20 protein-coding genes are annotated in these 24,895 nt (G+C 48.6%); 19 read left to right on the plus strand and 1 reads right to left on the minus strand.

Going from position 1 to position 24,895, the window contains the following annotated elements:
• Window positions 1–87 precede the first annotated feature (87 nt).
• Window positions 88–3,039 carry an excinuclease ABC subunit UvrA gene (uvrA, locus tag EJN92_RS12070; RefSeq protein WP_126128052.1) on the minus strand — a complete coding sequence of 984 codons (2,952 nt, stop codon included), beginning with the start codon at window positions 3,037–3,039 and terminating at the stop codon, window positions 88–90.
• Between the two features lie 237 nt (window positions 3,040–3,276).
• Between uvrA and EJN92_RS12075 the strand changes: the two genes are divergently transcribed.
• The 19 genes from EJN92_RS12075 (at window position 3,277) to hisD (ending at window position 24,785) form a co-directional block, all read left to right on the plus strand.
• Window positions 3,277–4,458 carry an MFS transporter gene (locus tag EJN92_RS12075; protein ID WP_126128053.1) on the plus strand — a complete coding sequence of 394 codons (1,182 nt, stop codon included), beginning with the start codon at window positions 3,277–3,279 and terminating at the stop codon, window positions 4,456–4,458.
• 49 nt (window positions 4,459–4,507) lie between these two features.
• Window positions 4,508–4,996: a single-stranded DNA-binding protein gene (gene ssb / locus EJN92_RS12080; protein WP_126128054.1), complete on the plus strand. Its 489-nt coding sequence runs from the start codon at window positions 4,508–4,510 to the stop codon at window positions 4,994–4,996.
• 329 nt (window positions 4,997–5,325) lie between these two features.
• Window positions 5,326–5,640 (plus strand): hypothetical protein, encoded by a 315-nt coding sequence (locus EJN92_RS12085; RefSeq protein ID WP_126128055.1) that lies wholly within the window; start codon window positions 5,326–5,328, stop codon window positions 5,638–5,640.
• A 322-nt stretch (window positions 5,641–5,962) separates the two neighbouring features.
• Window positions 5,963–7,714 carry a methyl-accepting chemotaxis protein gene (locus tag EJN92_RS12090; protein WP_126128056.1) on the plus strand — a complete coding sequence of 584 codons (1,752 nt, stop codon included), beginning with the start codon at window positions 5,963–5,965 and terminating at the stop codon, window positions 7,712–7,714.
• Window positions 7,715–7,838: 124 nt separating this feature from the next.
• A complete protein-coding gene (locus EJN92_RS12095) occupies window positions 7,839–8,534 on the plus strand; it encodes a transposase (RefSeq protein ID WP_126128057.1) in 696 nt (231 codons plus the stop codon).
• A 173-nt stretch (window positions 8,535–8,707) separates the two neighbouring features.
• Complete coding sequence (locus EJN92_RS12100; RefSeq protein WP_126129903.1) at window positions 8,708–13,408, plus strand: glutamate synthase-related protein; 4,701 nt, start codon at window positions 8,708–8,710, stop codon at window positions 13,406–13,408.
• A 97-nt stretch (window positions 13,409–13,505) separates the two neighbouring features.
• Window positions 13,506–14,969 (plus strand): glutamate synthase subunit beta, encoded by a 1,464-nt coding sequence (locus EJN92_RS12105; protein WP_126128058.1) that lies wholly within the window; start codon window positions 13,506–13,508, stop codon window positions 14,967–14,969.
• Window positions 14,970–15,376: 407 nt separating this feature from the next.
• Window positions 15,377–16,180, plus strand: coding sequence for an ABC transporter ATP-binding protein (locus EJN92_RS12110; RefSeq protein ID WP_126128059.1), 804 nt, complete (start codon window positions 15,377–15,379; stop codon window positions 16,178–16,180).
• Window positions 16,177–16,947, plus strand: a complete 771-nt coding sequence (gene mlaE, locus EJN92_RS12115; RefSeq protein ID WP_126128060.1) for a lipid asymmetry maintenance ABC transporter permease subunit MlaE — start codon at window positions 16,177–16,179, stop codon at window positions 16,945–16,947. Before EJN92_RS12110 ends, mlaE begins: the two co-directional genes overlap by 4 nt.
• Window positions 16,948–17,036: 89 nt before the next feature.
• Window positions 17,037–17,510, plus strand: a complete 474-nt coding sequence (gene mlaD / locus EJN92_RS12120) for an outer membrane lipid asymmetry maintenance protein MlaD (protein ID WP_126128061.1) — start codon at window positions 17,037–17,039, stop codon at window positions 17,508–17,510.
• Window positions 17,507–18,319 (plus strand): MlaA family lipoprotein, encoded by an 813-nt coding sequence (locus EJN92_RS12125; protein ID WP_126128062.1) that lies wholly within the window; start codon window positions 17,507–17,509, stop codon window positions 18,317–18,319. The genes mlaD and EJN92_RS12125 overlap by 4 nt, the downstream gene beginning before the upstream one ends.
• Before the next feature lie 115 nt (window positions 18,320–18,434).
• Window positions 18,435–19,076, plus strand: a complete 642-nt coding sequence (locus EJN92_RS12130) for an MlaC/ttg2D family ABC transporter substrate-binding protein (protein ID WP_126128063.1) — start codon at window positions 18,435–18,437, stop codon at window positions 19,074–19,076.
• Window positions 19,077–19,087: 11 nt separating this feature from the next.
• The gene (locus EJN92_RS12135; RefSeq protein ID WP_126128064.1) at window positions 19,088–19,363 is read left to right on the plus strand and encodes an STAS domain-containing protein; all 276 of its coding nucleotides are present in this window, start codon (window positions 19,088–19,090) and stop codon (window positions 19,361–19,363) included.
• 166 nt (window positions 19,364–19,529) lie between these two features.
• A complete protein-coding gene (locus EJN92_RS12140) occupies window positions 19,530–20,441 on the plus strand; it encodes an ABC transporter ATP-binding protein (RefSeq protein ID WP_126128065.1) in 912 nt (303 codons plus the stop codon).
• Complete coding sequence (locus EJN92_RS12145) at window positions 20,438–21,193, plus strand: ABC transporter permease (RefSeq protein ID WP_126128066.1); 756 nt, start codon at window positions 20,438–20,440, stop codon at window positions 21,191–21,193. Before EJN92_RS12140 ends, EJN92_RS12145 begins: the two co-directional genes overlap by 4 nt.
• A gap of 84 nt (window positions 21,194–21,277) precedes the next feature.
• Window positions 21,278–21,511 (plus strand): BolA family protein, encoded by a 234-nt coding sequence (locus tag EJN92_RS12150; RefSeq protein WP_126128067.1) that lies wholly within the window; start codon window positions 21,278–21,280, stop codon window positions 21,509–21,511.
• A 2-nt stretch (window positions 21,512–21,513) separates the two neighbouring features.
• Window positions 21,514–22,764, plus strand: coding sequence for a UDP-N-acetylglucosamine 1-carboxyvinyltransferase (murA, locus tag EJN92_RS12155; protein WP_126128068.1), 1,251 nt, complete (start codon window positions 21,514–21,516; stop codon window positions 22,762–22,764).
• A gap of 6 nt (window positions 22,765–22,770) precedes the next feature.
• A complete protein-coding gene (gene hisG / locus EJN92_RS12160; protein ID WP_194074933.1) occupies window positions 22,771–23,436 on the plus strand; it encodes an ATP phosphoribosyltransferase in 666 nt (221 codons plus the stop codon).
• Window positions 23,436–24,785: a histidinol dehydrogenase gene (gene hisD, locus EJN92_RS12165; RefSeq protein WP_126128069.1), complete on the plus strand. Its 1,350-nt coding sequence runs from the start codon at window positions 23,436–23,438 to the stop codon at window positions 24,783–24,785. The genes hisG and hisD overlap by 1 nt, the downstream gene beginning before the upstream one ends.
• Window positions 24,786–24,895: the final 110 nt, after the last annotated feature.

Below are 24,895 nucleotides of genomic sequence, written 5' to 3' on the forward strand. Positions count from 1 at the left end.
TCGACACCTTGCGCAGTATCCATGCGCCTACAGGCCTAAATGCGGCCAGAAGGCGCATGGAATATGCGCAGTGGTTTTTCGGAACCTCTATTTTTTCTTTTTCAGTAATGGCGCCAGATACTTGCCGGTGACGCTCTCTGCATTGGCTGCCACTTGTTCCGGGGTGCCGCTGGCGATCACGTAACCGCCGCCTGCGCCGCCTTCCGGTCCCATATCAACGATCCAGTCGGCGGTCTTGATGACGTCCAGATTGTGTTCGATGATGACTACCGTATTGCCTTGGTCGCGCAGTCTGTGTATGACTTTTAGCAGCAGGTCGATATCATGGAAATGCAGACCGGTGGTCGGTTCATCGAGAATATACAGAGTGCGGCCAGTGTCGCGCTTGGATAGTTCCAGTGACAGTTTGACGCGCTGCGCTTCGCCGCCTGATAGCGTGGTGGCGCTTTGGCCGAGCCGGATATAGCCGAGGCCGACATCGAGCAGGGTGTGCAGTTTGCGTGCGATCAAAGGCACAGGTTTGAAAAATTCGTAAGCGTCTTCAACCGTCATGCCCAGCACTTCATTGATGTTCTTGCCCTTGTATTGCACTTCCAGGGTTTCGCGGTTGTAGCGCTTGCCGTGACAGGTATCGCATGGCACATACACGTCCGGCAAAAAGTGCATCTCGACCTTGATCACGCCATCGCCCTGGCAGGCTTCGCAGCGGCCGCCCTTGACGTTGAATGAAAAACGGCCGGCGCTATAGCCGCGCTCTTTCGCCACTGGCACGGTAGAGAACAGGTCGCGGATCGGCGTAAACAAGCCGGTGTAGGTGGCAGGATTCGAGCGCGGGGTGCGCCCGATTGGCGCTTGATCGACCGCAATGACTTTATCAAAATGCTCGAGGCCGCTGATGCTTTCAAACGCCGCCGGCTCGGTTTGCGAACCGTATAAATGGCGTGATGCCGCCAGGTACAGGGTGTCATTCACCAATGTCGATTTGCCCGAACCTGATACGCCCGTGACGCAAGTGAGCAAGCCCACCGGCAGTTTCATGCTGACTTTTTTCAGGTTGTTGCCGCTGGCGCCGCTGATCACGAATTGTTTTTCCGGATTAAAGGCAGCGCGCTTTTCTGGCACCGCGATACCCAGTTCACCCGACAGATATTTGGCGGTCAGCGAACGTTCGCTTTTCATGATGTCTTCCAGCGTACCCTGAGCGATGACTTCACCGCCGTGCACACCAGCACCGATACCCATATCGACCACGAAATCGGCGCAGCGTATCGCGTCTTCATCATGCTCGACCACCAGCACGCTATTGCCTATGTCGCGTAAGTGACGCAGGGTTTCTATCAGTCTGTCATTGTCGCGTTGATGCAGACCGATAGACGGTTCATCGAGTACGTACATCACGCCAGTTAAACCGGAACCGATTTGTGAAGCCAGTCGGATCCGTTGTGCCTCGCCGCCCGAGAGCGTATCGGCACTGCGGTCTAGTGACAGATAATCGAGACCGACATTGTTGAGGAAGGTCAGGCGCGAGCTGATTTCTTTGATGATGCGGTCGGCGATATCGCGCTTGGCACCGACTAATTTTAATTGCTCAAAAAAGCTTAAGGTCTGGCGCAAAGGCAGCGCGCTGATTTCATAAATTGGCTTTTCCTGATCGCCAGTGCCGACTTTCACGTAACGCGCTTCTATGCGCAGACGGGCGCCGTGGCAGGACGGGCATTGCTTCTCGTTGATGAACTTGGCAAGCTCTTCTTTCACCGCCATAGAATCTGTTTCGCGGTAGCGTCTTTGCAGATTCACGATCACACCTTCAAACGTGTGCTCCTTGATGACGGTGCGGCCTTTTTCATTGATGTAGGTGAACGGTATGCTTTGCTTGCCGGAACCATACAAGATCACTTTTTGCGCATCTTCGCTCAGTTGCTCAAACGGCGTGTCGATATCGAATTCGTAGAAGGCAGCCAGATTTGACAGCATCTGGAAATAGAATTGATTGCGTCTATCCCAGCCTTTGACAGCACCGCTGGCCAGCGACAGATTTGGAAAGGCGACGATGCGTTTCGGGTCGAAAAATTCTATGTGACCGAGACCATCACACTCAGGGCAAGCGCCCATAGGGTTATTGAAAGAAAACAGGCGCGGTTCCAGTTCTTGCAGGCTATAGCCGCAAGTCGGACAAGCGAATTTATTCGAAAATAGCTGCTCGTGACCACTATCCATATCGACGATCAGGGCGCGGCCATTGGCGATGCGCAGCGAAGTCTCGAAGGATTCCGCCAGACGTTGCTTGATTTCTTCTTTGACCTTCACACGATCGATCACTACGTCTATCGTGTGTTTCTCGGTTTTTTTCAGCTTAGGTAAATCATCAACTTCATAAATTTTGGCGTCATGGGTGCCGCTCTGTATCCGAAAACGCACGAAACCCTGGGCCTGCATCTGTTCAAATAGATCGACGTGCTCGCCTTTGCGGTTGCTGACCACTGGTGCCAGTATCATCAGCTTGGTGTCTTCCGGCATGGCCAGTACGGCATCGACCATTTGTGAGATCGATTGCGCCGCCAAAGGGTTTTCCGGATGATCGGGACAATATGGCGTACCGACGCGCGCGTACAGCAAGCGCAGATAATCGTGAATCTCGGTGACGGTGCCGACAGTAGAGCGCGGATTGTGCGAGGTGGCTTTTTGCTCGATAGAGATGGCTGGCGACAGGCCTTCGATCAGATCGACATCGGGTTTTTCCATCAACTGTAAAAATTGACGGGCGTAAGCCGACAAGGATTCGACGTAACGGCGTTGGCCTTCTGCATACAGGGTATCAAATGCCAAAGAAGACTTGCCCGAACCAGATAAACCAGTGATTACCACTAATTTATTGCGCGGCAAATCGAGATTGATGTTCTTCAGATTATGCGTGCGCGCACCACGGATGCGAATCTCATCCTTCTTTTGCACAGGTAGATCGTGAACGCCGAACTCAATTTCAGCCGGCTTGCTCGACGCTTTGGTCGCTTTTGGGGTATTGCTTCGAGTTTGTGTCATAAGACTGCTTTCCGCTAGGTGCCGCATATTGATGCATATCACTACATAGACTGTAATTACCCTGCATTTTGGAATGCAGGGTGAGCAACCTGCTACTATAACGGTTTTTTGAAATTTGACGCGGGTGACCTGCCTGCTTTGTTTCAGGTTTTATCTTTGTATGGTCTTTGTATTATGATAAACGCAACATCTCCAGCGTGTGCTGGCACTGATGAGTCGCTCTCGGCTGGGTCTGGGATGAATCGCCATGAAATCCTGACCAGCAGCTCGCTGGCGTCGATTTTTGCTTTGCGCATGTTGGGCTTGTTCCTGATTTTGCCCATTTTTGCGCTGCACGCCAAAACTTTGCCGGACGGCGGTAATTTAACCCTGGTCGGTCTGGCGATGGGGATTTATGGCCTTAGCCAGGCTTTTGCGCAGATACCTTTCGGTATCGCTTCAGATAAATTTGGCCGTAAGCGCATCATTGTGATTGGCTTGATACTGTTTGCGCTGGGCGCGCTGATTGCTGCTGCCTCGCACACCGTGATGGGCATTTTGATAGGTCGCGCGGTGCAGGGCGCAGGTGCCATCTCGGCCGCGCTGACTGCCCTGATCGCCGATTCTACCCGCGAGCAGCATAGAACCAAGGCGATGGCCATGGTGGGCGGCTCTATTGGCATTACTTTCGCGCTGTCATTGGTGATCGCACCGGTTTTGTATCAAAGCATAGGCATGAGTGGTATCTTTTTATTGACCGCGGTGTTGGCGGTGGTAGCGATAGGCGTGGTGATCTGGGTCACGCCAGCGGCACCTTCCATCGCGCACGCCGAGAAAATACCCCTGAGCGTGGTGTTGAAAAATCCAGAATTGATGCGCCTAAATTTAGGTGTATTCGTCTTACATCTGAGCCAGGTCGCGATGTTTGTAGTGGTGCCATCGGCCTTGGTCCAGTATGCCGATATCCCCCTTGCCTCGCACTGGAAGGTGTATCTACCGGTGGTGTTCGGTTCTTTCATCGCAATGCTGCCAGCGATTTTTATTGGTGAAAAACAGGGCAAGATGAAGCAGGTATTTATTTTTGCGATCGCCTTGCTGTTGCTGGTGCAATTGGGATTTTGGCAATTTATGGATAGCCCAGCGATATTGATAGGCTTACTGTTCGCGTTCTTCCTGGCGTTTAATATTCTGGAGGCGAGTCAGCCTTCTTTGGTGTCGCGTATGGCACCACCGGCGGCAAAGGGCGCGGCTTTGGGGGTGTACAACACTTTGCAGGCACTAGGTCTGGCCTGCGGCGGTTTGCTCGGTGGTTGGCTCAATCAGTATGCCGGAGCATCAACTGTGTTTATTGTGAGCGCCGCATTAAGCCTCTTCTGGCTTATAATCGCAGGCAAAATGCCCGAACTGCCGCGCCGCGCTAAAACTGCCGCTGTAGAGTAGGCGTCTACAAACTGTTTAACACTGAACCACAGAAATATAGGAGAGTCGCATGGCATCACTCAATAAAGTCCAGATCATTGGCAATCTCGGACGTGATCCGGAAACCCGTTACATGCCCAGCGGCGACGCCATGACCAGCATCACGGTAGCGACTACCGAGAACTGGAAAGACAAGGCGACCGGCGAAAAGAAAGAAGCGACAGAATGGCATCGCATCACTTTCTTCGGTAAGTTGGCTGAAATCGCCGGTCAATACCTGAAAAAAGGCTCACAAGTTTACGTAGAAGGTAGCTTGCGTACCCGTAAGTACACCGACAAAGACGGCGTAGAAAAATACGCAACCGATATCAAGGCCGACACCATGCAAATGCTGGGTAGTCGTCAGGGTATGGGCGGCGGCGCTCCTATGGATGATGAGTCTTACGGTGGCGGCGCACCGTCAGCGCCACGTCAAAGCGCAGCACCGGCACCACGTCCTGCACCAGCAGCGCGTCCGGCACCGAATTTCTCTGACATGGATGACGACATCCCTTTTTAATTCCTGTTAATGGAAAGTGCCAAACAAAAAAGCAGACTTTTACTAGTCTGCTTTTTTTATTTTCAGAGTGGCTTTTCATCATGCTTGAACTCCATAGGGACTCGAGTCCTCGTGAATTTTTTTTGGCAAAAAATCATCAAAATCTAAAAACATCTTGGTTTTTAATGGAAATAAGGTTTTTTTGATACTTATTTGAGTAAATAATTTAAAAATATTCGTATTTTGTATCGTTTTGTGTCAACGCTTCTGTCTATGCCTGCGTTTTGGCTAGTATAGAATCTTTGCCTGCACACAGTCTGAAGCGAAGATTCCCACCAAGGAGTCTTAAAATGATTTACGAAATTCTGGTTCGCCCATCGTATAGCAAACGTATGACCTCAGACCATCTGGTATGGATAGAGAGCGACTTGCCTACGCGTTCATTTGAAAAGTGGTTGTTTGAGCAATCGCTGATGGATGGTAGTGGCCGCGCAGCGATAGTGCGCTGGAGCATAGTACAGAGCCAAAAGCCTGCGCACTTCAAGTTAGCGACACAAGCCAAGGCTTTAATCAGCCGTATCACTGAATTGATGAGTGCTAGCCCAGAATTGGCGATGCCGCAGCAAGAACTGCAATTGAAAAATAAATCGCTGGCCTTGGCCTAAGGTTTAGAATCAAATGCGCTGATGCCAGGCGCATAGATCAATGCTAGTCTCGGTTTTAGAAAGCCCTTTCGGATATTTTCCGAAGGGGCTTTCTGCGTTAACACGAATATTCTGATCAATTCTTGAGATTCTCAAACTGCCAGTAGTCGCAGATAAATCTAAGGCTTAGGCTTAGGCTTAAGAATATTCGCGAGATGCATTTTTTGGAACTAAACTGGTTTTCGTTCATGCGGAATAGTATGTAATCTGATACTGTTCTTGTTAAGCACATTAGTTACCTTGAAAAAATTAATAACTTGCTATCTCTACCCAGGAGAAGACTATGTTAGGTTTGAGACAAATACATCAACTGAGCATCGCTAAACGACTTGGCATCCTCATCCTCAGTGCAGTGCTTGGCATCGCCGCACTAACAGCAATTTTTCTGTATTCTGAAAAATCTCTGATCATAGAAGAACGGAAAAGTAACGTCAGGCAAACCGTAGAGGTTGCGCACAGCCTGGTGCTTCATTATCACAGCTTGATTGCGCCAGATAAATTCAGTGAAGATGAGGCTAAACAGGGCGCGATGAAGGCAATCAAAAGTCTGCGTTACGGCGAAGGTGAGTATATCTGGATCAACGATATGCAACCCAAGATGATTATGCATCCGATTAAGCCCGAGTTAGACGGCAAGGATTTGTCCGGCAATAAAGACCCCACGGGAAAGTTTTTATTTGTTGAATTTGTCGAAGTAGTCAAGGCCAAGGGGGCGGGCTTTGTGTTGTATATGTGGCCTAAACCAGGCCAGGACAAACCTGTGCAAAAGGTTTCTTACGTCAAAGGATTCACGCCTTGGGGCTGGGTGCTCGGCTCTGGTGTTTATATCGATACGGTCGATGCGACGATTCAGACCCGCTTAATTGAATTTTCTAGTGGTGCTTTGCTGTTGGCGCTGGTTTTATTTGCGGTTGGCTTATTCATCGCACGTGGATTGTTAAGGCAACTGGGGGGCGAACCGCAATATGCCGCGAATATTACGCAACATATTGCACAAGGCGATTTAACTGTCGCGATTGCTTTGAAAAAGACAGATCAATCCAGCCTCTTGTTTTCGATACAGTCTATGCGCGATAGTATCGCCAGTATTATTGGGCAGGTCAGAGATGGAACCGATTCTATTTCTGTTTCTTCGAAAGAAATTGCTTCCGGTAATATGGATCTTTCTTCACGTACCGAGACTCAGGCCAGTTCTTTGGAGGAGACAGCTTCGTCTATGGAAGAGCTCACTGGTACAGTCAAACAAAATGCAGACAATGCACGCCAGGCAAATCAGTTAGCGGCTTCGGCCTCCGAAATCGCGATCAAAGGCGGTAGTGTTGTGGCTGAAGTGATTAGCACGATGGGGGTAATTAATGCATCCTCACAAAAAATCGTGGATATTATTTCTGTTATCGATGGGATTGCTTTCCAGACCAATATTCTGGCCTTAAATGCCGCAGTAGAAGCGGCGCGTGCTGGTGAGCAAGGGCGAGGCTTTGCGGTGGTTGCCTCTGAAGTGCGCAATCTGGCGCAGCGTTCAGCCAGTGCCGCCAAAGAAATTAAAACCTTAATTAATGATTCGGTAGAAAGCGTTCAACATGGTACGCAGTTAGTTGATCAAGCTGGGATCACTATGAACGAAATCGTCGAGAGCGTGCGACATGTGACTGATATTATGGCTGAAATTACCGCTGCGACCTCAGAGCAAACTGCAGGCATAGAGCAAATTAATCTGGCTATCTCTGAAATGGATAATGTGACTCAGCAAAATGCTGCGCTGGTTGAGCAAGCAGCTGCAGCGGCGGCCGCGATGCAGGAGCAGGCAGATAATCTGGCGCAGGTAGTGAGTGTATTTAAGGTGGGTGGGAGTCAGAATGTCGCCCCAGTAAAAATGGCGACGCCACAACGCCATAATGCGCAAGCAGCAAACAGTAGGGGCATGGGTAGTAGCAGTCGGCAAGTTAAGCCTGCGTTGGCGCATAAGCCTGTTACCGCTAAACCAGCTAGACCGGCGAAAAAAGCGGAAACCAACGAGGATTGGGAAGAGTTTTAATGACTAAGGCAGAGTCGTCTAGGCGCCATCGATGACTCTGCCTTAGGCGTATTGTTAAATTGCGGATATAAAAGTCCAGCTTTCTTGTTTTACAATGTCGCAATCCATTTAACGATAGCGACTCATGGCAAGACTTCCTCGTCTGGTAGTACCCAATCAACTTCATCTCATTCTGCAAAAAGGCAATGACGACAAAGTCATCTTTGCTGATGAGGATGACTACCATGTTTTTCTAGATCGTTTGAAAGAAGCGAGTCGCCAGTTTCAGGTTGCGATACATGCGTATATTTTAATGCCAGATCACTTGCATTTACTCGCGACTCCTAAGGATGAAACCGGTTTAAGTAAGATGATGCAATGGATGGGACGGCACTATGTCCCTTATTTTAATCGTAAATACCTACGTACCGGTACTTTGTGGCAAGGCCGATATCGCGCTACTGTGTTAGAGGCCGGCACCTATTTTTTACGTTGTTGCTTATATCTTGAAAGCAATCCGGTTCGATCAAAATTAGTGGGCGATGCCATTGATTTCCCCTGGTCAAGCTTTCAACATCATATAGGTTTAAAAAATGATCCTATTATTACTGACCACCCTCTGTATTGGGCTCTAGGGAATACTCCGTTTCAACGTGAGGCGGCGTATAAAGAGATGATGCAGCATGGCTTTTCCGCGACAGAATTAGCAGAAATTACTGCTGCGACTATGATGTCTTGGCCGCTAGGCTCAGAGCAATTTAAACTAGAACTTGCCAAGCTGACTTCCCGCCGGGTGACACCTTTGAAGCGTGGTCGCCCGGTAAAATCGAGCGCGCAATAACAGCTGTGTATATAAATAATGCGAATTATTTCGCTTAATTTCACTATGTCCCTAATTTAAATTTATAGGTTTCACGTTTTGCTTAATGTTACTCCGACCCTAATTTTTCTTGTTGTGTATTCTGCTGCGCTGCACTATTCTACGAAATACCTTATTTAAAATGGAGCATCATGATGCAAGCGCAAGGCCTGTACGACCCAGCTAATGAACACGACGCCTGCGGTGTAGGCTTTGTGGCGCATATTAAAGGCAAAAAAACTCACGCCATCGTTGAGCAAGGTTTGCTTATCCTGAAAAATCTGGACCACCGTGGCGCGGTCGGCGCCGATGCCCTGATGGGCGATGGTGCCGGTGTACTGATACAGATTCCTGATCAATACTATCGCGAAGAGATGGAAAAGCAGGGCGTCAGCTTGCCTCCTCCTGGTGAGTATGGTGTGGGGATGATATTTCTGCCGAAAGAGCAAGCCTCCCGTTTAGCGTGCGAGCAGGAAATCGAACGTGCGGTGCGCGCTGAAGGCCAGGTCGTATTGGGTTGGCGCGATGTCCCTGTCGACAGCGAAATGCCGATGTCGCCTACCGTACGCGAAAAAGAACCGGTAATCCGCCAGATTTTTATTGGCCGTGGTGCCGATATCATGGTGACGGATGCTTTGGAGCGCAAGCTGTATGTGATCCGTAAATCAGCGGTACATGCGATCGAAGCCTTAAAGCTGATACACGGTAAAGAATACTTTGTGCCTTCTATGTCGGCCCGTACTATTGTGTACAAAGGTTTGCTGCTGGCTGATCAGGTTGGCGTGTACTACAAAGATTTGCAAGATGAGCGCTGCGTCTCGGCGCTGGCGCTGGTGCATCAGCGCTTCTCTACTAATACGTTCCCTGAGTGGCCATTAGCTCATCCTTACCGCATGATTGCGCACAATGGTGAGATTAACACCGTTAAAGGTAACTTCAACTGGATGCGCGCGCGCGAAGGTGTGATGAAGTCTGCGGTCTTGGGCGATGATTTGCAAAAGCTCTACCCTTTGATTTTTGAAGGTCAGTCAGATACAGCCAGTTTTGATAACGCGCTTGAACTCTTGGTAATGGCAGGTTACCCAATTGCGCAAGCAATGATGATGATGATTCCTGAGGCGTGGGAAAATCACACCATGATGGACGACAATCGTCGCGCCTTCTATGAGTACCATGCTGCAATGATGGAGCCATGGGATGGTCCGGCGGCAATGGCATTTACTGATGGTCGTCAGATCGGCGGTACTCTAGATAGAAATGGATTACGTCCAGCGCGTTATATCGTGACTGACGATGATCTGGTCGTGATGGCTTCGGAATCTGGCGTGCTGCCGATTCCTGAATCTAAGATCATCAAAAAATGGCGTTTGCAGCCAGGTAAGATGTTTTTGATCGACCTCGAAGCTGGCCGTATCATTGACGATAAGGAAATCAAGGATACTTACGCTAACGCCAAGCCATATAAACAATGGATTAAATCGGTTCGTATCAAGCTTAACGAACTCAAAGGCGAGCAAGATGCTAAGTTGGAAACCGCAACGCTATTAGATAGACAGCAAGCGTTCGGCTATACTCAGGAAGATTTGAAATTCCTGATGGCGCCTATGGCTGCCAATGGTGAAGAAGCCACCGGCTCTATGGGTAACGACTCATCATTAGCCGTGATGTCGAACAAACTCAAGCCTTTGTACAACTACTTCAAGCAGTTGTTTGCACAGGTAACCAATCCGCCTATCGATCCTATCCGTGAAGCGATGGTGATGTCGCTGGTTTCTTTCATCGGTCCAAAACCGAATTTGTTAGATACCAATAACATCAATCCGCCTATGCGCCTGGAAGTTTCGCAGCCAGTGCTTGATTTTGCCGATATCGCCAAGTTGCGCAATATCAGTGCAAATACCGGTGGCAAGTTTAAATCCTATGAATTGGACATCTGTTATCCGGTTGCTTGGGGTAAAGACGGCATTGAAGCGCGTTTAGCCTCGATTTGTGCGGAAGTGGTTGATGCGGTTAAGTCAGGCCACAATATCGTGATCATTACTGACCGCAAAATGGATGCGAACTATGTTGCCATTCCTGCGTTGCTGGCAACTTCCACCGTACATCAGCACTTGGTCAGCAAGGGTATGCGTACCACTACCGGTCTAGTCGTTGAGACAGGTTCAGCCCGTGAAACCCATCACTTTGCTCTGTTGGCTGGTTATGGCGCGGAAGCGGTCCATCCTTACCTGGCGATGCAAACCCTCGCTGATATGGCGAAAGATTTGCCGGGTGACGGGGTGAATGCACTCACGCCAGAAAAAGCTATCTACAATTACACCAAGGCGGTCGGTAAAGGCTTGATGAAAGTCATGTCTAAGATGGGTATCTCTACCTATATGTCGTACTGTGGCGCTCAAATTTTCGAAGTGATTGGTCTTAACAAGTCCCTAGTCGACAAATACTTTAAAGGCACTGCATCGAATGTTGAGGGTATCGGTGTATTTGAAGTGGCTGAAGAAGCTTTGCGCTTACATAAGCTGGCATTTGGCAATGATCCAGTATTGGCCAACGCGCTCGATGCAGGCGGGGAATACGCTTATCGTGTGCGTGGTGAAGACCATATGTGGACACCGGATGCGATTGCGAAATTGCAGCATTCTACACGTGCGAATAACTTCAATTCGTACAAAGAATACGCGCAGATCATCAATGATCAATCCAAGCGTCATATGACTTTACGTGGCTTGTTTGAGTTCAAAATCGATCCGAGTAAAGCGATTCCTTTGGATCAAGTTGAGCCAGCAAAAGAGATCGTCAAACGTTTTGCAACTGGTGCGATGTCCTTGGGTTCCATTAGTACCGAGGCGCATGCTACCTTGGCAGTAGCGATGAACCGTATTGGCGGAAAATCGAATACTGGTGAAGGCGGTGAAGACCCCGCTCGTTATCAGCAAGAACTGAAAGGCATCCCTATCAAGCAGGGTGCTACCTTAGCTTCTTTGTTGGGCAAAGATGTGGTGCAAGTCGATATTCCTCTGATCGAAGGCGACTCCTTGCGCTCACGTATCAAGCAGGTGGCGTCCGGTCGCTTCGGTGTGACCACAGAATATCTAATTTCCGCTGATCAAATTCAAATTAAGATGGCGCAAGGTGCCAAACCGGGTGAAGGCGGTCAATTGCCTGGTCATAAGGTGTCGGACTATATCGCCAAATTGCGTTTCTCGGTCCCTGGTGTGGGTTTAATTTCGCCGCCTCCGCATCATGATATTTACTCGATTGAAGATTTGGCGCAGCTGATTCACGATCTCAAAAACGTGAATCCGAATGCTTCTATTTCGGTCAAGTTGGTGTCGGAAGTAGGTGTTGGTACAGTTGCTGCGGGTGTTTCCAAAGCCAAGGCCGATCATTTGGTGATCGCTGGTCACGATGGTGGTACTGGTGCCTCACCTCTGTCCTCGGTTAAGCACGCCGGTACTCCATGGGAGTTGGGCTTGTCTGAGACACAGCAGACTCTGGTCTTGAATGGCTTGCGTAGTCGGGTTCGTGTTCAGGCTGACGGCCAGATGAAAACTGGGCGTGACGTTGCGATCGCTGCGATGCTCGGTGCCGATGAAATTGGTTTTGCGACCGCACCTTTGGTGGTTGAAGGCTGCATCATGATGCGCAAATGTCATTTGAATACCTGCCCGGTAGGCGTTGCGACACAAGACCCTGAATTGCGCAAAAAATTCTCAGGTAAGCCAGAGTATGTAGTGAATTATTTCTTCTTTGTCGCCGAAGAAGTACGTCAGATTATGGCACAACTGGGTATCCGTACTTATGATGAATTGATCGGTCGCGTTGATTTACTGGATAAATCCCAGGCGATCACGCACTGGAAAGCCAAGGGCCTCGATTTCAGCCGTATTTTCTACCAGCCGACAATGCCGGCCGGTACTGAAATTCGTCATGTCGATGTGCAAGATCATTGCCTCGATAAAGCTCTGGATAATAAGTTAATCGCCCAAGCCAAATCTGCACTCGAATCCGGTGAAAAAGTATCTTTCATTTCTCCGGTCAAAAATCGCAACCGCACTGTTGGTGCCATGTTGTCGGGTGAAGTGGCGAAAAGATATGGTCACGCTGGTTTGCCAGATGACACTATTCATATCCAATTGCAAGGAACAGCAGGCCAATCTGCCGGGGCTTTCCTGGCCCATGGTGTGACTTTGGATCTGGTTGGCGAAGGTAATGATTACGTCGGCAAAGGCTTGTCTGGTGGCCGTATCATCATCCGTCCGAATACCGAGTTCCGTGGTTGGGCAGTCGATAACATCATTTGCGGTAATACCGTGTTATATGGTGCTATTTCTGGCGAAGCCTTTATCAATGGTGTTGCCGGTGAACGCTTTGCCGTGCGTAATTCGGGCGCTTTGGCGGTAGTTGAGGGCACTGGTGATCATGGCTGCGAATACATGACTGGCGGTACTGTCGTGGTGTTGGGCGACACCGGACGCAATTTCGCTGCAGGTATGTCGGGCGGCATTGCATATGTCTATGATCCTGACGGCGAATTTGAAGCCAGATGCAATATGTCCATGGTGACATTGGAACCAGTGTTGGCTGGCGATGTGCAATTGGCTAGCCTGGATAAAGCGCTCTGGCATAGTGCGCTGCGCGGTGGCGAAGGTGAAACTGACGAAGCGATCTTGCGCAGTCTGTTAGAGCGTCATTTTAAGCACACCGGTAGCACTCGTGCGCGGAATCTGTTGGATGATTGGGCGCGTAGTCGTGCCAAATTCGTCAAGGTTTTTCCGACCGAATACAAACGCGCCTTGAGCGAGATGTATGCCGCCAAACAGCTAGAAATAACAAACGAAAAAGTCGCTGCATAGAGTTAATCAGCGCGTCTGGAAATTTTTACCAGGCGCGTAAAACTCTGCATTTCAGGAATGAATGGGCGATCGCCCGCAACAAAATTGAGGTAGTAAAATGGGTAAAATAACCGGCTTCATGGAATATCAGCGCTTGCAAGAAGCAAGCGAAGCGCCATTGGCGCGTAAAAAGCATTACAAAGAATTTTCTGTGCATTTGACGAACGATCAAGTCAAAGTTCAAAGTGCACGTTGCATGGATTGCGGCATACCGTTTTGCAATAATGGCTGTCCGGTGAATAACATCATTCCTGATTGGAATGACCTAGTCTACAACGGCAACTATAAACTGGCATTAGAAACCTTGCATTCAACCAATAATTTCCCAGAGTTTACTGGTCGCATCTGTCCCGCGCCTTGCGAATCGGCCTGTACGCTAGGTATCAACGATGATGCGGTCGGTATCAAATCGATAGAACATTTCATCATCGACAAAGGCTGGGAAAATGGCTGGGTGCTGCCGCAAATTTCGGCGATTAAAACTGGAAAAAAAATTGCGGTGGTCGGATCTGGCCCAGCGGGTTTGGCGGCAGCGCAGCAGTTGGCGCGGGTTGGTCATGACGTCACTGTGTTTGAGAAAAACGATAGAGTCGGTGGCTTGCTACGCTATGGTATTCCTGATTTTAAGATGGAAAAATCGCATATTGATAAACGCGTAACGCAGATGCAAGCGGAGGGTGTCACCTTCCGCACTGGCGTGTTTGTCGGCAAAGATTTTCCATCAAATATCACCAACTGGGCTAAAGAAACAGTCTCCCCTGAGCAACTGCAAAAAGACTTTGATGCGGTGATCATCGCCGGCGGCGCAGAAACACCGCGTGATTTGCCCGTGCCTGGCCGTGAATTAAAAGGTGTACATTTTGCGATGGACTTCTTGCCTTTGCAAAACAAAATTAATGCTGGTGACAAACTCAAGGATCAATTGCTGGCAACTGGCAAAAACGTCATTGTTATCGGTGGTGGCGATACCGGTTCTGATTGCGTAGGTACATCGAATCGTCATGGTGCTAAATCAGTAGCGCAATTTGAACTGATGCCACAGCCACCAGAGCAAGAGAACAAGCCCCTAGTATGGCCTTACTGGCCAACCAAGTTGCGTACTTCTTCTTCGCATGAAGAAGGCTGCGACAGAGATTGGGCAGTCGCGACTAAGCGCCTGGAAGGTAAGGGCGGCAAGGTTGAAAAACTGATCGCCTGCCGCGTTGAGTGGAAAGACGGCAAGATGCAAGAGGTTGCTGATTCAGAATTCGAAATGAAAGCAGATCTGGTGTTGCTGGCGATGGGTTTCGTTTCTCCGGTACAGCAAGTTTTGGAGGCATTTGGCGTTAGCATGGATGCACGTGGGAATGCCAAAGCTACGACGGATGGTGAAGGATGTTATAAAACTAACGTGGCTAATGTGTATGCCGCGGGTGATATGCGTCGTGGGCAATCGCTGGTGGTATGGGCTATCCGTGAAGGGCGCCAATGTGCAAGGGAAGTTGATGCTGCTCTGATGGGTGACTCGGTATTGCCGCGTTAATTACTTGAAGTATTCGCTATCGAGATTTTGAATCGAAATTCAAAATTTTTATTGCCTACAATTAGCCTAGTCCTGTATTGGATTTAGTGCATTCTTGGTCGAAAGCCCCTCGTCTTTTGTGAGGGGCTTTTTGGTTTTAAAATTTGAATCAGTCTGTATAAATGCTAAAACTTGAATCAAATTTTAGGAAAATATAGATTTATCTGACCCAAGGTTCATTTATTTTCAAAGGAAATTCTTATGAATTTAAATAATATTTGAATTTTTCAAATATTTCAGATTTTTATTCTGCATTTGTCTTTTTTTTCAAAATACATTTTTAAACTTTACTTTCTGATACACGTTCAGGCAAGCTAGCTTTTCTGATCTGGATTACAATCTTGCTTTTGCATTCTAAGCTCCCTGTCGTGCCCAATCTCGTCGAAATTCGCGATCTACATTTTAATTACGCTGACCGGCCTATCTTGTCTGGTTTAAACATGGATTTCCCACGTGGCAAAGTCATTGCCGTGATGGGCGGTTCTGGCTCGGGTAAAACCACCATTTTACGATTGATAGGTGGGCAAATTGAGGCGCAGCGAGGTGGTATTAAGGTCGATAGCGTCAAGGTCGATGCAAATGATACTAAGGCGATTTATGCCTTGCGTCGCAAAATGGGCATGTTATTTCAGCATGGCGCATTGTTTACCGATCTAAGCGTATTTGAGAATGTAGCTTTTCCACTGCGCGAACATACTAATTTGCCAGAAAGTATGATTAAAGATCTGGTGCTGATGAAATTGCACGCAGTGGGTTTGCGCAATGCTGCGCGTCTAAAACCTGCGGAAATTTCCGGGGGAATGGCGCGGCGTGTAGCCTTGGCCAGAGCGGTGGCATTGGATCCACAATTAATTATGTATGACGAACCGTTCGCGGGGCTCGATCCGATTTCTATGGGCGTGATTGCTAATTTAATTCGAAACTTAAATGACGCTTTGGGGTCTACTTCCATCTTGGTGTCACATGATGTGCATGAATCGTTTGCCATTGCTGATTATGTGTATTTTTTATCGCAAGGAAAAATCGTCGCACAGGGGACACCTGAGCAGATGTTGAATTCCAGCGATCCCTACGTAAAACAGTTTGTACATGCCGAAAGCGATGGCCCGGTACCTTTCCATTATCCAGGTAAGACTCTGGCCGAAGACTTTGGATTGGGTGCCAAGCAATGATTATTTCTCGCATTGGATTTAAGGTGCGCCAAAGCGCTGAAGGTCTTGGCTATGCTGCACGTAGTTTTTTTACTATCCTATTTAATGTTCTAAGTTTATGGCGTCGACCACGCCTGATTAGCGATCAAATTCATTTTATTGGTAATTATTCATTAATTATTATTGCTGTATCAGGTTTGTTTGTAGGCTTTGTTTTGGGGTACCAGGGTTATTACACCTTAAATAAGTACGGCTCCGAAGAAGCCTTAGGTTTATTGGTGGCCTTGTCTTTGACTCGAGAGTTAGGGCCCGTGGTCACTGCATTATTGTTTGCTGGACGTGCCGGGACCTCACTGACTGCCGAGATCGGCTTGATGAAGGCGGGTGAGCAATTAGCGGCAATGGAAATGATGGCAATAAATCCTATGCAACGTGTGATCGCTCCACGTTTTGTGGCTGGCGTGATTGCAATGCCAATTTTGACAGCCATTTTTAACGCCATGGGTATCTTTGGCGGTTATTTGGTTGGGGTCAAGTTAATTGGTGTGGATGACGGCTCATTTTGGTCGCAAATGCAAGCTGGCGTGGATGTCTGGCAAGATATCGGGAATGGCGTCATCAAGAGTGTGGTGTTTGGATTTGCGGTAACTTTTGTGGCTTTGTTTCAGGGGTATGAGGCACAGCCCACACCCGAAGGTGTTGCAAGAGCAACTACACGAACCGTGGTTATTTCCTCTTTATTGGTATTGTGGTTAGACTTTTTGCTGACAGCGTGGATGTTTCAGTAGTCGCAAAGTCCAAGCATTGACGAACTAAAAAATTGATATATTAATTTACCTGCAAATATTTGTAATTGCAGTGTAGTAGAAGGCAAGATATGCAAAAAAAAGCAATGGATTTCTGGGTTGGAATATTCGTATTACTGGGTGCCGCTGCGCTGCTGTTTTTAGCGCTGAAAGCCGGCAATATGAGTACATTTTCTTTTGATACCACCTATGATGTAACTACCCGATTCGACAATATAGGCGGATTAAAACCCAAGGCAGCAGTTAAGAGTGCTGGTGTGGTAGTTGGTCGGGTCAGTGAGATACGTTTTGACGATAAAACCTACCAAGCTACGGTCACTTTACGTATGGAAAATCGGTATAAATTCCCTAAAGATAGCTCGGCCAAAATTCTTACGGCAGGCTTGCTCGGTGAGCAATATATTGGCTTGGAGGCAGGCGGTGATGTAAATAATCTAGTCGCCGGTGACCGCATAAAAATGACACAGTCAGCGATAGTTCTGGAAAATTTGATTAGTCAGTTTTTATTCAGTAAAGCTGCTGAGGGCAAGGACGAGAGTAAATGAAATCAGCAATCAAGACTTTAAACAGGCAGTATCAACAAACTATATTGCGCTGCTTAGGGATATTTGTTTTTAGCTTGTTGTTTACAGCTTGCACTAGCGTTGGCAATATCAAAACCGGAGCCAGTGCTACTTTGGATACAATTAAGACCGGTGCGGTCAATACATTGGATACCATCAGTGAAAAAACTAATATAGGCAACAACCCGCGTGATCCTTTGGAGGGATTTAATCGTGCGATGTTTAGTTTTAACGAAGGCTTGGATGACTATCTGTTAAAACCATCGGCCGAGCTTTATCGCTCTGTATTGCCTTCATTTGTGCAAACAGCAATCGGGAACTTTTTTGCTAATGCCGGTGATATCTGGACCGCCGCAAATAATTTCATGCAAGGTAATGTGACTGATGGTGTCAATGACGTCATGCGCGTCGCGTTTAACTCCACCTTTGGACTTGCTGGTTTTATTGATATAGCTTCCGCCGCCGGCATGCCTAAGCATAGGGAAGACTTTGGGCAAACTCTGGGGCGTTGGGGGATGCCAGCTGGGCCTTATGTTATGTTGCCACTATTGGGAGCATCTACTTTGCGCGATACCATAGCGACCCCAGTCGATTTTAAAGGTGACTTTCTGTTTTCTCAGACTTCAGTGAGCGTGCGTAATACCTCTACGGTACTGCGCTTTGTTGATAGACGTGCTTCCGTGTTGGATGCGAGTAAGTTGATCGAGGAGGCTGCTTTGGATAAATATGTGTTTATTCGTGATGCCTATTTGCAGCGACGTGCGGGTCAAGTCAATCCGGATAAAGATTAAGGCAGCCCATCGGTACTGGGGCTTGTGCTTGTCAACCAAAATTGAGTTCGAGTGTTTAAGGTTTAATATTGTTTTGGCGCTATATGCAATATATGCGCACTATGAAAGTTTTGATATGAAAATATTTTCTCATTTTTTATTTAGTTTGTTGCTTGCTTCAGGTTTTACAGTAAATGCTTACGCGGCGGATGAAGCACCTGATCAGTTAATCAAGCGTTTAAGTCAGGAAATCTTAGACACTGCTAAAGCTGACAAAGAGATTCAGGCTGGCAATCAAAAGCGTGTTTATGATTTGGTCGAAAGCAAAGTTTTGCCGTATATCGATTTTTCCAGAATGACTTCTTTGGCAGCTGGGAAAAGTTGGCGTGAAGCCAGTCCTGAACAACAAAAACAATTGACTAACGAGTTCCGCACTCTGTTGGTGTTTACTTATTCCGGTGCGATTTCACAAATTAAGGACCAGCGCTTAGAGTTTAAGCCTTTTCGTGGTTTGCCAGATGATACTGAGGTAGAGGTAAGAAGTCAGGTGATACAGGCGCGAGGTGAGCCAGTGCAACTGAGTTATCGCCTGGCAAAATCGGCGACAGGTTGGAAAATTTACGATATCAATGTATTAGGTGCCTGGTTGGTAGAGACTTACAAAGGAAGTTTTTCTGCTGAGATCAGTAAGTCAGGGATAGATGGCTTGATTAAGGCTTTGGTCGAGAAAAATAAAAAACTAGCGGCTGCAGGCGCCACCAAGACTGCTGCAAAATAAGCGGAGCGTTTATGTATTTCGCAGAGCAAGAAATTAGTTTACGCAATGCGGTCCTTGCTAGCGAGGCTGGGATGATGGCTATTAAGTCGGGCGAAACCGAGTTTGACTTATCTAGATTAAGCATTGCCGATTCCTCCACGGTAGCAGTGATGCTTAGTTGGCAACGTGCCGCGAGTCAACAGGGTAAAACCCTAGATTTCCATGCCATACCCGAAAGCCTCAATAGTTTGCTGGCTTTGTATGGTCTGACCGAATTGCTTGGACTAACAAAGCAACATCAGTCTTAAACGCCAAAACTGAAATTGACGGGAATAAGATCATGCAAACATGATCTTAAAAACCGGCCATCCTGCACTGAAAAATCCCCTATAATGCAAGGTTTTCGCTGCCGTTGTGGCGATCTACCTATACACAACATATCCGCAACATAGACGCAACAAGATACCCCGCCTTATGGCCGCCATAAAAATTACCAATGTTGAAAAACGCTATCAGTCCTTACAGGCGCTGGGTGGTGTGTCGCTGACTATCGAAGAAGGTGAATTCTTTGGTTTGCTGGGGCCCAATGGTGCCGGTAAAACCACACTGATTTCTATTATTGCAGGTTTGAATCGTGCTGACTCAGGAACCGTAACCGTGCAAGGGCACGATGTGGTGACTGACTATCGCGCCGCACGTAAAAATATTGGTGTGGTACCGCAAGAACTGGTATTTGATCCATTTTTCACCGTGCGCGAAACTTTACGCATGCAGTCTGGTTATTTTGGGATTAAGAATAACGATAAATGGATAGGCGAGATTATGGAAAATCTCGATTTGAGCAATAAAGCTGATGTGAATATGCGCGCCTTATCCGGCGGCATGAAGCGCAGAGTGTTAATTGCGCAAGCGCTGGTGCATAAGCCTCCGGTCATTGTGCTTGATGAACCTACCGCGGGTGTTGATGTGGAATTGCGCCAGACGCTGTGGAAGTTTATTGCGCGTTTAAATAAGGAAGGTCACACCGTGGTGCTGACTACCCATTATCTGGAGGAGGCGCAAGCCTTATGCAATCGCGTTGCCATGTTGAAAGCGGGTAAAGTTGTCGCGCTCGATAGTATGGCGGGTTTGATCAAGCGTATCTCCGGCGCACAAATGAAACTCAAGTTAGGCCAGGGCAGTTTGCCTGACAGTCTGCGCGCTTTAGCGATCCCTCAGGACGGAACTCCTGTCGCCAATCAAACAGTTTTACGCATTACTAATTATTCTGAAGTCGAACCTATCTTGGCGGCCTTGCGAATGGCAGGTTGCGTGATAGAGGACTTGCAACTGCAACAGGCTGATCTGGAAGATGTCTTCCTGCAAATTATGGAAGATGGCAAATGAGCGGTTTTCAAACTTTACTGTATAAGGAAGTACTGCGCTTTTGGAAAGTGGCGACCCAAACCATTACTGCGCCTATCGTCACAGCCTTATTGTATTTGCTGATTTTCGGACATGTACTTGAGGCGCATGTGCAAGTCTATCCTGGCGTGAAATACACCGCTTTCCTGATACCCGGCTTGGTGATGATGAGCGTGCTGCAAAATGCCTTTGCTAATTCATCTTCTTCCCTGATCCAGTCAAAAATTACCGGTAATCTGGTGTTTATTTTATTGCCACCTTTGTCGCATTGGGAGGTATTTGGCGCCTATGTATTGGCTGCGATAGTGCGTGGATTGACGGTGGGTAGCGGCGTTTTTCTGGTGACCATCTGGGTCAGTGATCTGAGTTTCATTGCGCCCTGGTGGATAGCGATTTTCGCTTTGCTGGGGGCTGCGATGCTGGGAACCATGGGCTTAATTGCCGGTATCTGGGCGGAAAAATTTGATCAGTTGGCCGCGTTCCAGAATTTCCTGATCATGCCTGCAACGTTTTTATCGGGCGTATTTTATTCCATACATTCTCTGCCGCCATTTTGGCAAAATTTGTCACGCTTTAATCCGTTTTTTTACATGATAGACGGTTTTCGTTATGGCTTTTTCGGCCAGTCCGACGTCAACCCCCTGACCAGTGCGGCAATCGTGAGCGCGTTTTTTATCTTGCTAACGACAATTGCAGTGCAAATGCTGAAGAGCGGTTATAAATTACGACATTGAGTTATCGCACTAATTTACGCAAAATTGCCGCATCTGTTCTGTATCTTTTAAGCGGCACTCCTTATTTTTATTCGAAAGAAAATCGTGTTTCCTACTCCTGAACAAATCAAGACATATATCGCTGCCGGACTTGAGTGCACGCATCTGGAAGTTGAAGGCGATGGTCAGCATTTTAGTGCCGTCATCGTTTCGTCCGCATTCGTAGGCAAGCGCTTAATTCAGCGCCATCAAATTGTCTATGCGGCATTGGGCGACCGTATGCGTGAAGAGATACACGCTTTATCGATGAAAACACTGACACCAGAAGAGTTCGCATAATCATGGATAAATTACTGATCACTGGCGGTTATCGCCTTAACGGTGAAATCAATATTTCTGGTGCAAAAAATGCGGCGCTGCCGATACTCTGCGCCGGTTTGTTGACTGCCGATGATGTGGTTTTACACAATGTGCCAGGTTTGCAAGATGTCGCGACCATGCTCAAATTGCTGCGTCAGATGGGCTTGTCGGCAAGCTCGGAAAACGATGTGGTTACACTCAATGGTGGCGCCATCACTAGCCTGGAAGCACCGTATGAGATGGTGAAAACCATGCGCGCATCGATTCTTGTACTTGGCCCTTTGTTGGCGCGTTTTGGTGAGGCTAAAGTGTCTTTGCCGGGCGGTTGCGCGATAGGTTCGCGTCCGGTTGATCAGCATATCAAGGGTTTGCAGGCGATGGGCGCCGAAATCACCATCGAAGCCGGTTATATCCATGCCAAAGCCAAGCGCCTAAAAGGCGCCCGTGTGGTGACCGATATGATTACCGTGACTGGCACCGAAAACCTGCTGATGGCGGCCACTCTGGCGGAAGGCGAAACGGTGCTGGAGAATGCAGCGCGCGAACCGGAAGTGACTGATCTGGCGCATTTGCTGGTAGCGATGGGTGCCAAAATCGAAGGTATAGGCACAGATAGGCTGGTGATTCAGGGTGTAGAGCGCTTGCACGGCGCGACCCATGCAGTGATTGCGGACCGTATCGAGACCGCCACGTTCTTATGTGCGGTGGCCGCTACCGGTGGCGACATTACTTTAAAAAATACCCGCAGCGATATCTTAGATGTGGCGATTGATAAGTTACGTGAAGCCGGCTTGATCCTAACTAGCGGTCCAGACTGGATCCGTGCACAAATGGGCGGACGTCCTAAGGCGGTAAGTTTTCGCACCACCGAATACCCTGGTTTTCCTACCGATATGCAGGCCCAATTTATGGCTTTGAATTGTATCGCCCAGGGCGCCAGTCGCGTGACTGAAACCATTTTTGAAAATCGCTTCATGCACGTGCAAGAGATGAATCGTCTCGGTGCGCACATAGAGATCGATGGCCACACTGCCATAGTGGCCGGTGTAGAAAAACTAGTCGGCGCGCCAGTCATGGCCACAGATCTACGTGCCTCTGCCTCACTGGTGATTGCGGCGATGTCGGCCGAGGGTGAAACCCTGATCGATAGGATTTATCATCTGGATCGCGGTTACGATAAGATGGAAGTGAAATTATCCGCGGTTGGTGCCCACATACAAAGAGTGAAATAAGCGAACATGATGACTATGCCACCGAATCAGCAATTGACACTGGCGCTATCCAAGGGCCGGATTTTTGAAGAGACCTTACCGCTGCTGGAAGCGGCCGGAATCCGTGTCACAGAAGATCCGGAAACTTCACGCAAACTGATATTAGCCACCAATGATCCAGCGGTGCGCGTGATCATTGTGCGTGCCTCGGATGTGCCAACCTACGTGCAATATGGTGCTGCCGATTTTGGTGTGGCGGGTAAAGATGTCTTGCAAGAGCATGGCGGTGCTGGTTTGTATCAGCCTATCGATCTCAATATTGCGCATTGCCGCATGTCGGTAGCGGTCTCAGTCGGTTTTGATTACGCCACTGCAGTACGCCAAGGTGCACGTCTGCGGGTGGCGACCAAGTACACTGAAATTGCACGTGAACATTTCGCCCGCAAAGGGGTGCACGTCGATCTGATTAAACTCTATGGCTCTATGGAGTTGGCACCCTTAGTTGGTTTGTCCGATGCCATCGTCGATCTGGTCAGTACCGGGAATACCTTGCGCGCCAATCATTTGGTCGAAGTCGAACACATCATGGAAATTTCTTCGCGTTTGGTGGTGAATCAGGCCGCGTTAAAACTAAAGCGCGAACGTCTGCAACCTATCATAGAAGCATTTGACCGCGCCTCCAAAGGAAAATAATGTTGGATCAAAATAGCCTCAGCTCGCCACTATCTCTGATTGCCAGACTTGATGCCAGCCATGAAAATTTTCCTGCGCAGCTTAGCCAATTATTAGCATTTGAAGCCAGTGAAGATGAGGCGATCGATCGTACTGCTGCGCAGATACTTGCCGATGTAAAAAAACGTGGCGATGTAGCGGTGCTGGAGTACACCAATCGATATGACCGACTTAGTGCTAGCAGCGTGCAACAACTGGAAATTGGCCAGCACGAACTGGAGGCGGCGCTGGCCTCTTTAGCACCAGAACGGCGTGCGGCTTTAGAGATGGCAGCGCAGCGTGTGCGGGCCTATCACGAGGTGCAAAAAACAGCATGCGGCTCGGCTGGTTTTAGCTATACCGAAGCCGATGGCACCGTGCTCGGGCAAAAAGTTACGCCTTTAGATCGCGTTGGTATCTATGTGCCCGGCGGTAAAGCCGCTTATCCTTCATCGGTATTGATGAATGCGATTCCGGCCAAAGTGGCCGGTGTAACCGAAATCATCATGGTAGTGCCGACTCCGGATGGAATTAAAAATCCTCTGGTACTGGCCGCTGCCGCCATCGCTGGAGTCGATCGTGTATTCACCATAGGCGGGGCGCAAGCGGTAGCTGCGCTGGCTTACGGCACGGCGACCATACCGCAAGTGGATAAAATAGTCGGCCCTGGTAACGCCTATGTGGCCGCCGCCAAACGGCGGGTGTTCGGTACAGTCGGTATAGACATGATCGCCGGCCCTTCCGAGATTCTGGTGATCTGCGATGGCAGTACCGATCCGGACTGGATCGCCATGGATTTATTTTCGCAAGCCGAGCATGATGAGTTGGCGCAATCGATCTTACTATGCCCGGATGCAGCCTACCTCGATGCAGTGGCTGCCAGTATCGCTAAGCTGATCGCGACCATGCCACGCAAAGAGATTATCGCTACCTCGCTGGCCAATCGCGGTGCCCTGATCAAGGTCGCCGATATGCAGCAAGCCTGTGATATTGCCAATAGCATCGCAGCTGAACATCTGGAAATCTCGACTGACAATCCGCAGCAATGGGCTGATAAGATACGCCATGCCGGTGCCATGTTCCTCGGGCGTTTTTCATCCGAAGCTCTGGGTGATTATTGTGCCGGTCCGAATCATGTGCTGCCCACTTCACGCACAGCGCGCTTCTCTTCGCCTTTGGGCGTGTACGATTTTCAGAAGCGTTCTTCGATCATCCATGTTAGCGAGCAGGGTGCGCAAACTTTAGGTGTGGTGGCCGCGGAACTGGCTCATGGCGAAGGCTTGCAGGCGCATGCGCGCAGTGCCGAATACCGCTTGAAATCCAAAAATTAAAAAACCACCTAGCCCAAGGCGCATATTCCATGCGGGTTTCCAGCCTATTGCCTCGGAAAGGCGCATGGAATATGCGCCTTGGGCTAGCTGCCGTTTGGATTTGTCATCAT

It is taken from the genome of Undibacterium parvum, from assembly GCF_003955735.1.
GTDB classification, from domain to species: Bacteria; Pseudomonadota; Gammaproteobacteria; order Burkholderiales; family Burkholderiaceae_D; genus Undibacterium; species Undibacterium parvum.

What these genes read in the sequence shown, in the direction of transcription:
- EJN92_RS12135 (WP_126128064.1), top strand. Translation starts at nt 19,088, where the DNA reads ATGTATTTCGCAGAGCAAGAAATTAGTTTACGCAATGCGGTCCTTGCT.
- EJN92_RS12130 (WP_126128063.1), top strand. Translation starts at nt 18,435, where the DNA reads ATGAAAATATTTTCTCATTTTTTATTTAGTTTGTTGCTTGCTTCAGGT.
- hisD (WP_126128069.1), top strand. Translation starts at nt 23,436, where the DNA reads ATGTTGGATCAAAATAGCCTCAGCTCGCCACTATCTCTGATTGCCAGA.
- EJN92_RS12145 (WP_126128066.1), top strand. Translation starts at nt 20,438, where the DNA reads ATGAGCGGTTTTCAAACTTTACTGTATAAGGAAGTACTGCGCTTTTGG.
- ssb (WP_126128054.1), top strand. Translation starts at nt 4,508, where the DNA reads ATGGCATCACTCAATAAAGTCCAGATCATTGGCAATCTCGGACGTGAT.
- EJN92_RS12085 (WP_126128055.1), top strand. Translation starts at nt 5,326, where the DNA reads ATGATTTACGAAATTCTGGTTCGCCCATCGTATAGCAAACGTATGACC.
- uvrA (WP_126128052.1), bottom strand. Translation starts at nt 3,039, where the DNA reads ATGACACAAACTCGAAGCAATACCCCAAAAGCGACCAAAGCGTCGAGC.
- EJN92_RS12100 (WP_126129903.1), top strand. Translation starts at nt 8,708, where the DNA reads ATGCAAGCGCAAGGCCTGTACGACCCAGCTAATGAACACGACGCCTGC.
- EJN92_RS12090 (WP_126128056.1), top strand. Translation starts at nt 5,963, where the DNA reads ATGTTAGGTTTGAGACAAATACATCAACTGAGCATCGCTAAACGACTT.
- mlaE (WP_126128060.1), top strand. Translation starts at nt 16,177, where the DNA reads ATGATTATTTCTCGCATTGGATTTAAGGTGCGCCAAAGCGCTGAAGGT.
- EJN92_RS12095 (WP_126128057.1), top strand. Translation starts at nt 7,839, where the DNA reads ATGGCAAGACTTCCTCGTCTGGTAGTACCCAATCAACTTCATCTCATT.
- EJN92_RS12105 (WP_126128058.1), top strand. Translation starts at nt 13,506, where the DNA reads ATGGGTAAAATAACCGGCTTCATGGAATATCAGCGCTTGCAAGAAGCA.
- EJN92_RS12075 (WP_126128053.1), top strand. Translation starts at nt 3,277, where the DNA reads ATGAATCGCCATGAAATCCTGACCAGCAGCTCGCTGGCGTCGATTTTT.
- EJN92_RS12140 (WP_126128065.1), top strand. Translation starts at nt 19,530, where the DNA reads ATGGCCGCCATAAAAATTACCAATGTTGAAAAACGCTATCAGTCCTTA.
- EJN92_RS12125 (WP_126128062.1), top strand. Translation starts at nt 17,507, where the DNA reads ATGAAATCAGCAATCAAGACTTTAAACAGGCAGTATCAACAAACTATA.
- murA (WP_126128068.1), top strand. Translation starts at nt 21,514, where the DNA reads ATGGATAAATTACTGATCACTGGCGGTTATCGCCTTAACGGTGAAATC.
- mlaD (WP_126128061.1), top strand. Translation starts at nt 17,037, where the DNA reads ATGCAAAAAAAAGCAATGGATTTCTGGGTTGGAATATTCGTATTACTG.
- hisG (WP_194074933.1), top strand. Translation starts at nt 22,771, where the DNA reads ATGATGACTATGCCACCGAATCAGCAATTGACACTGGCGCTATCCAAG.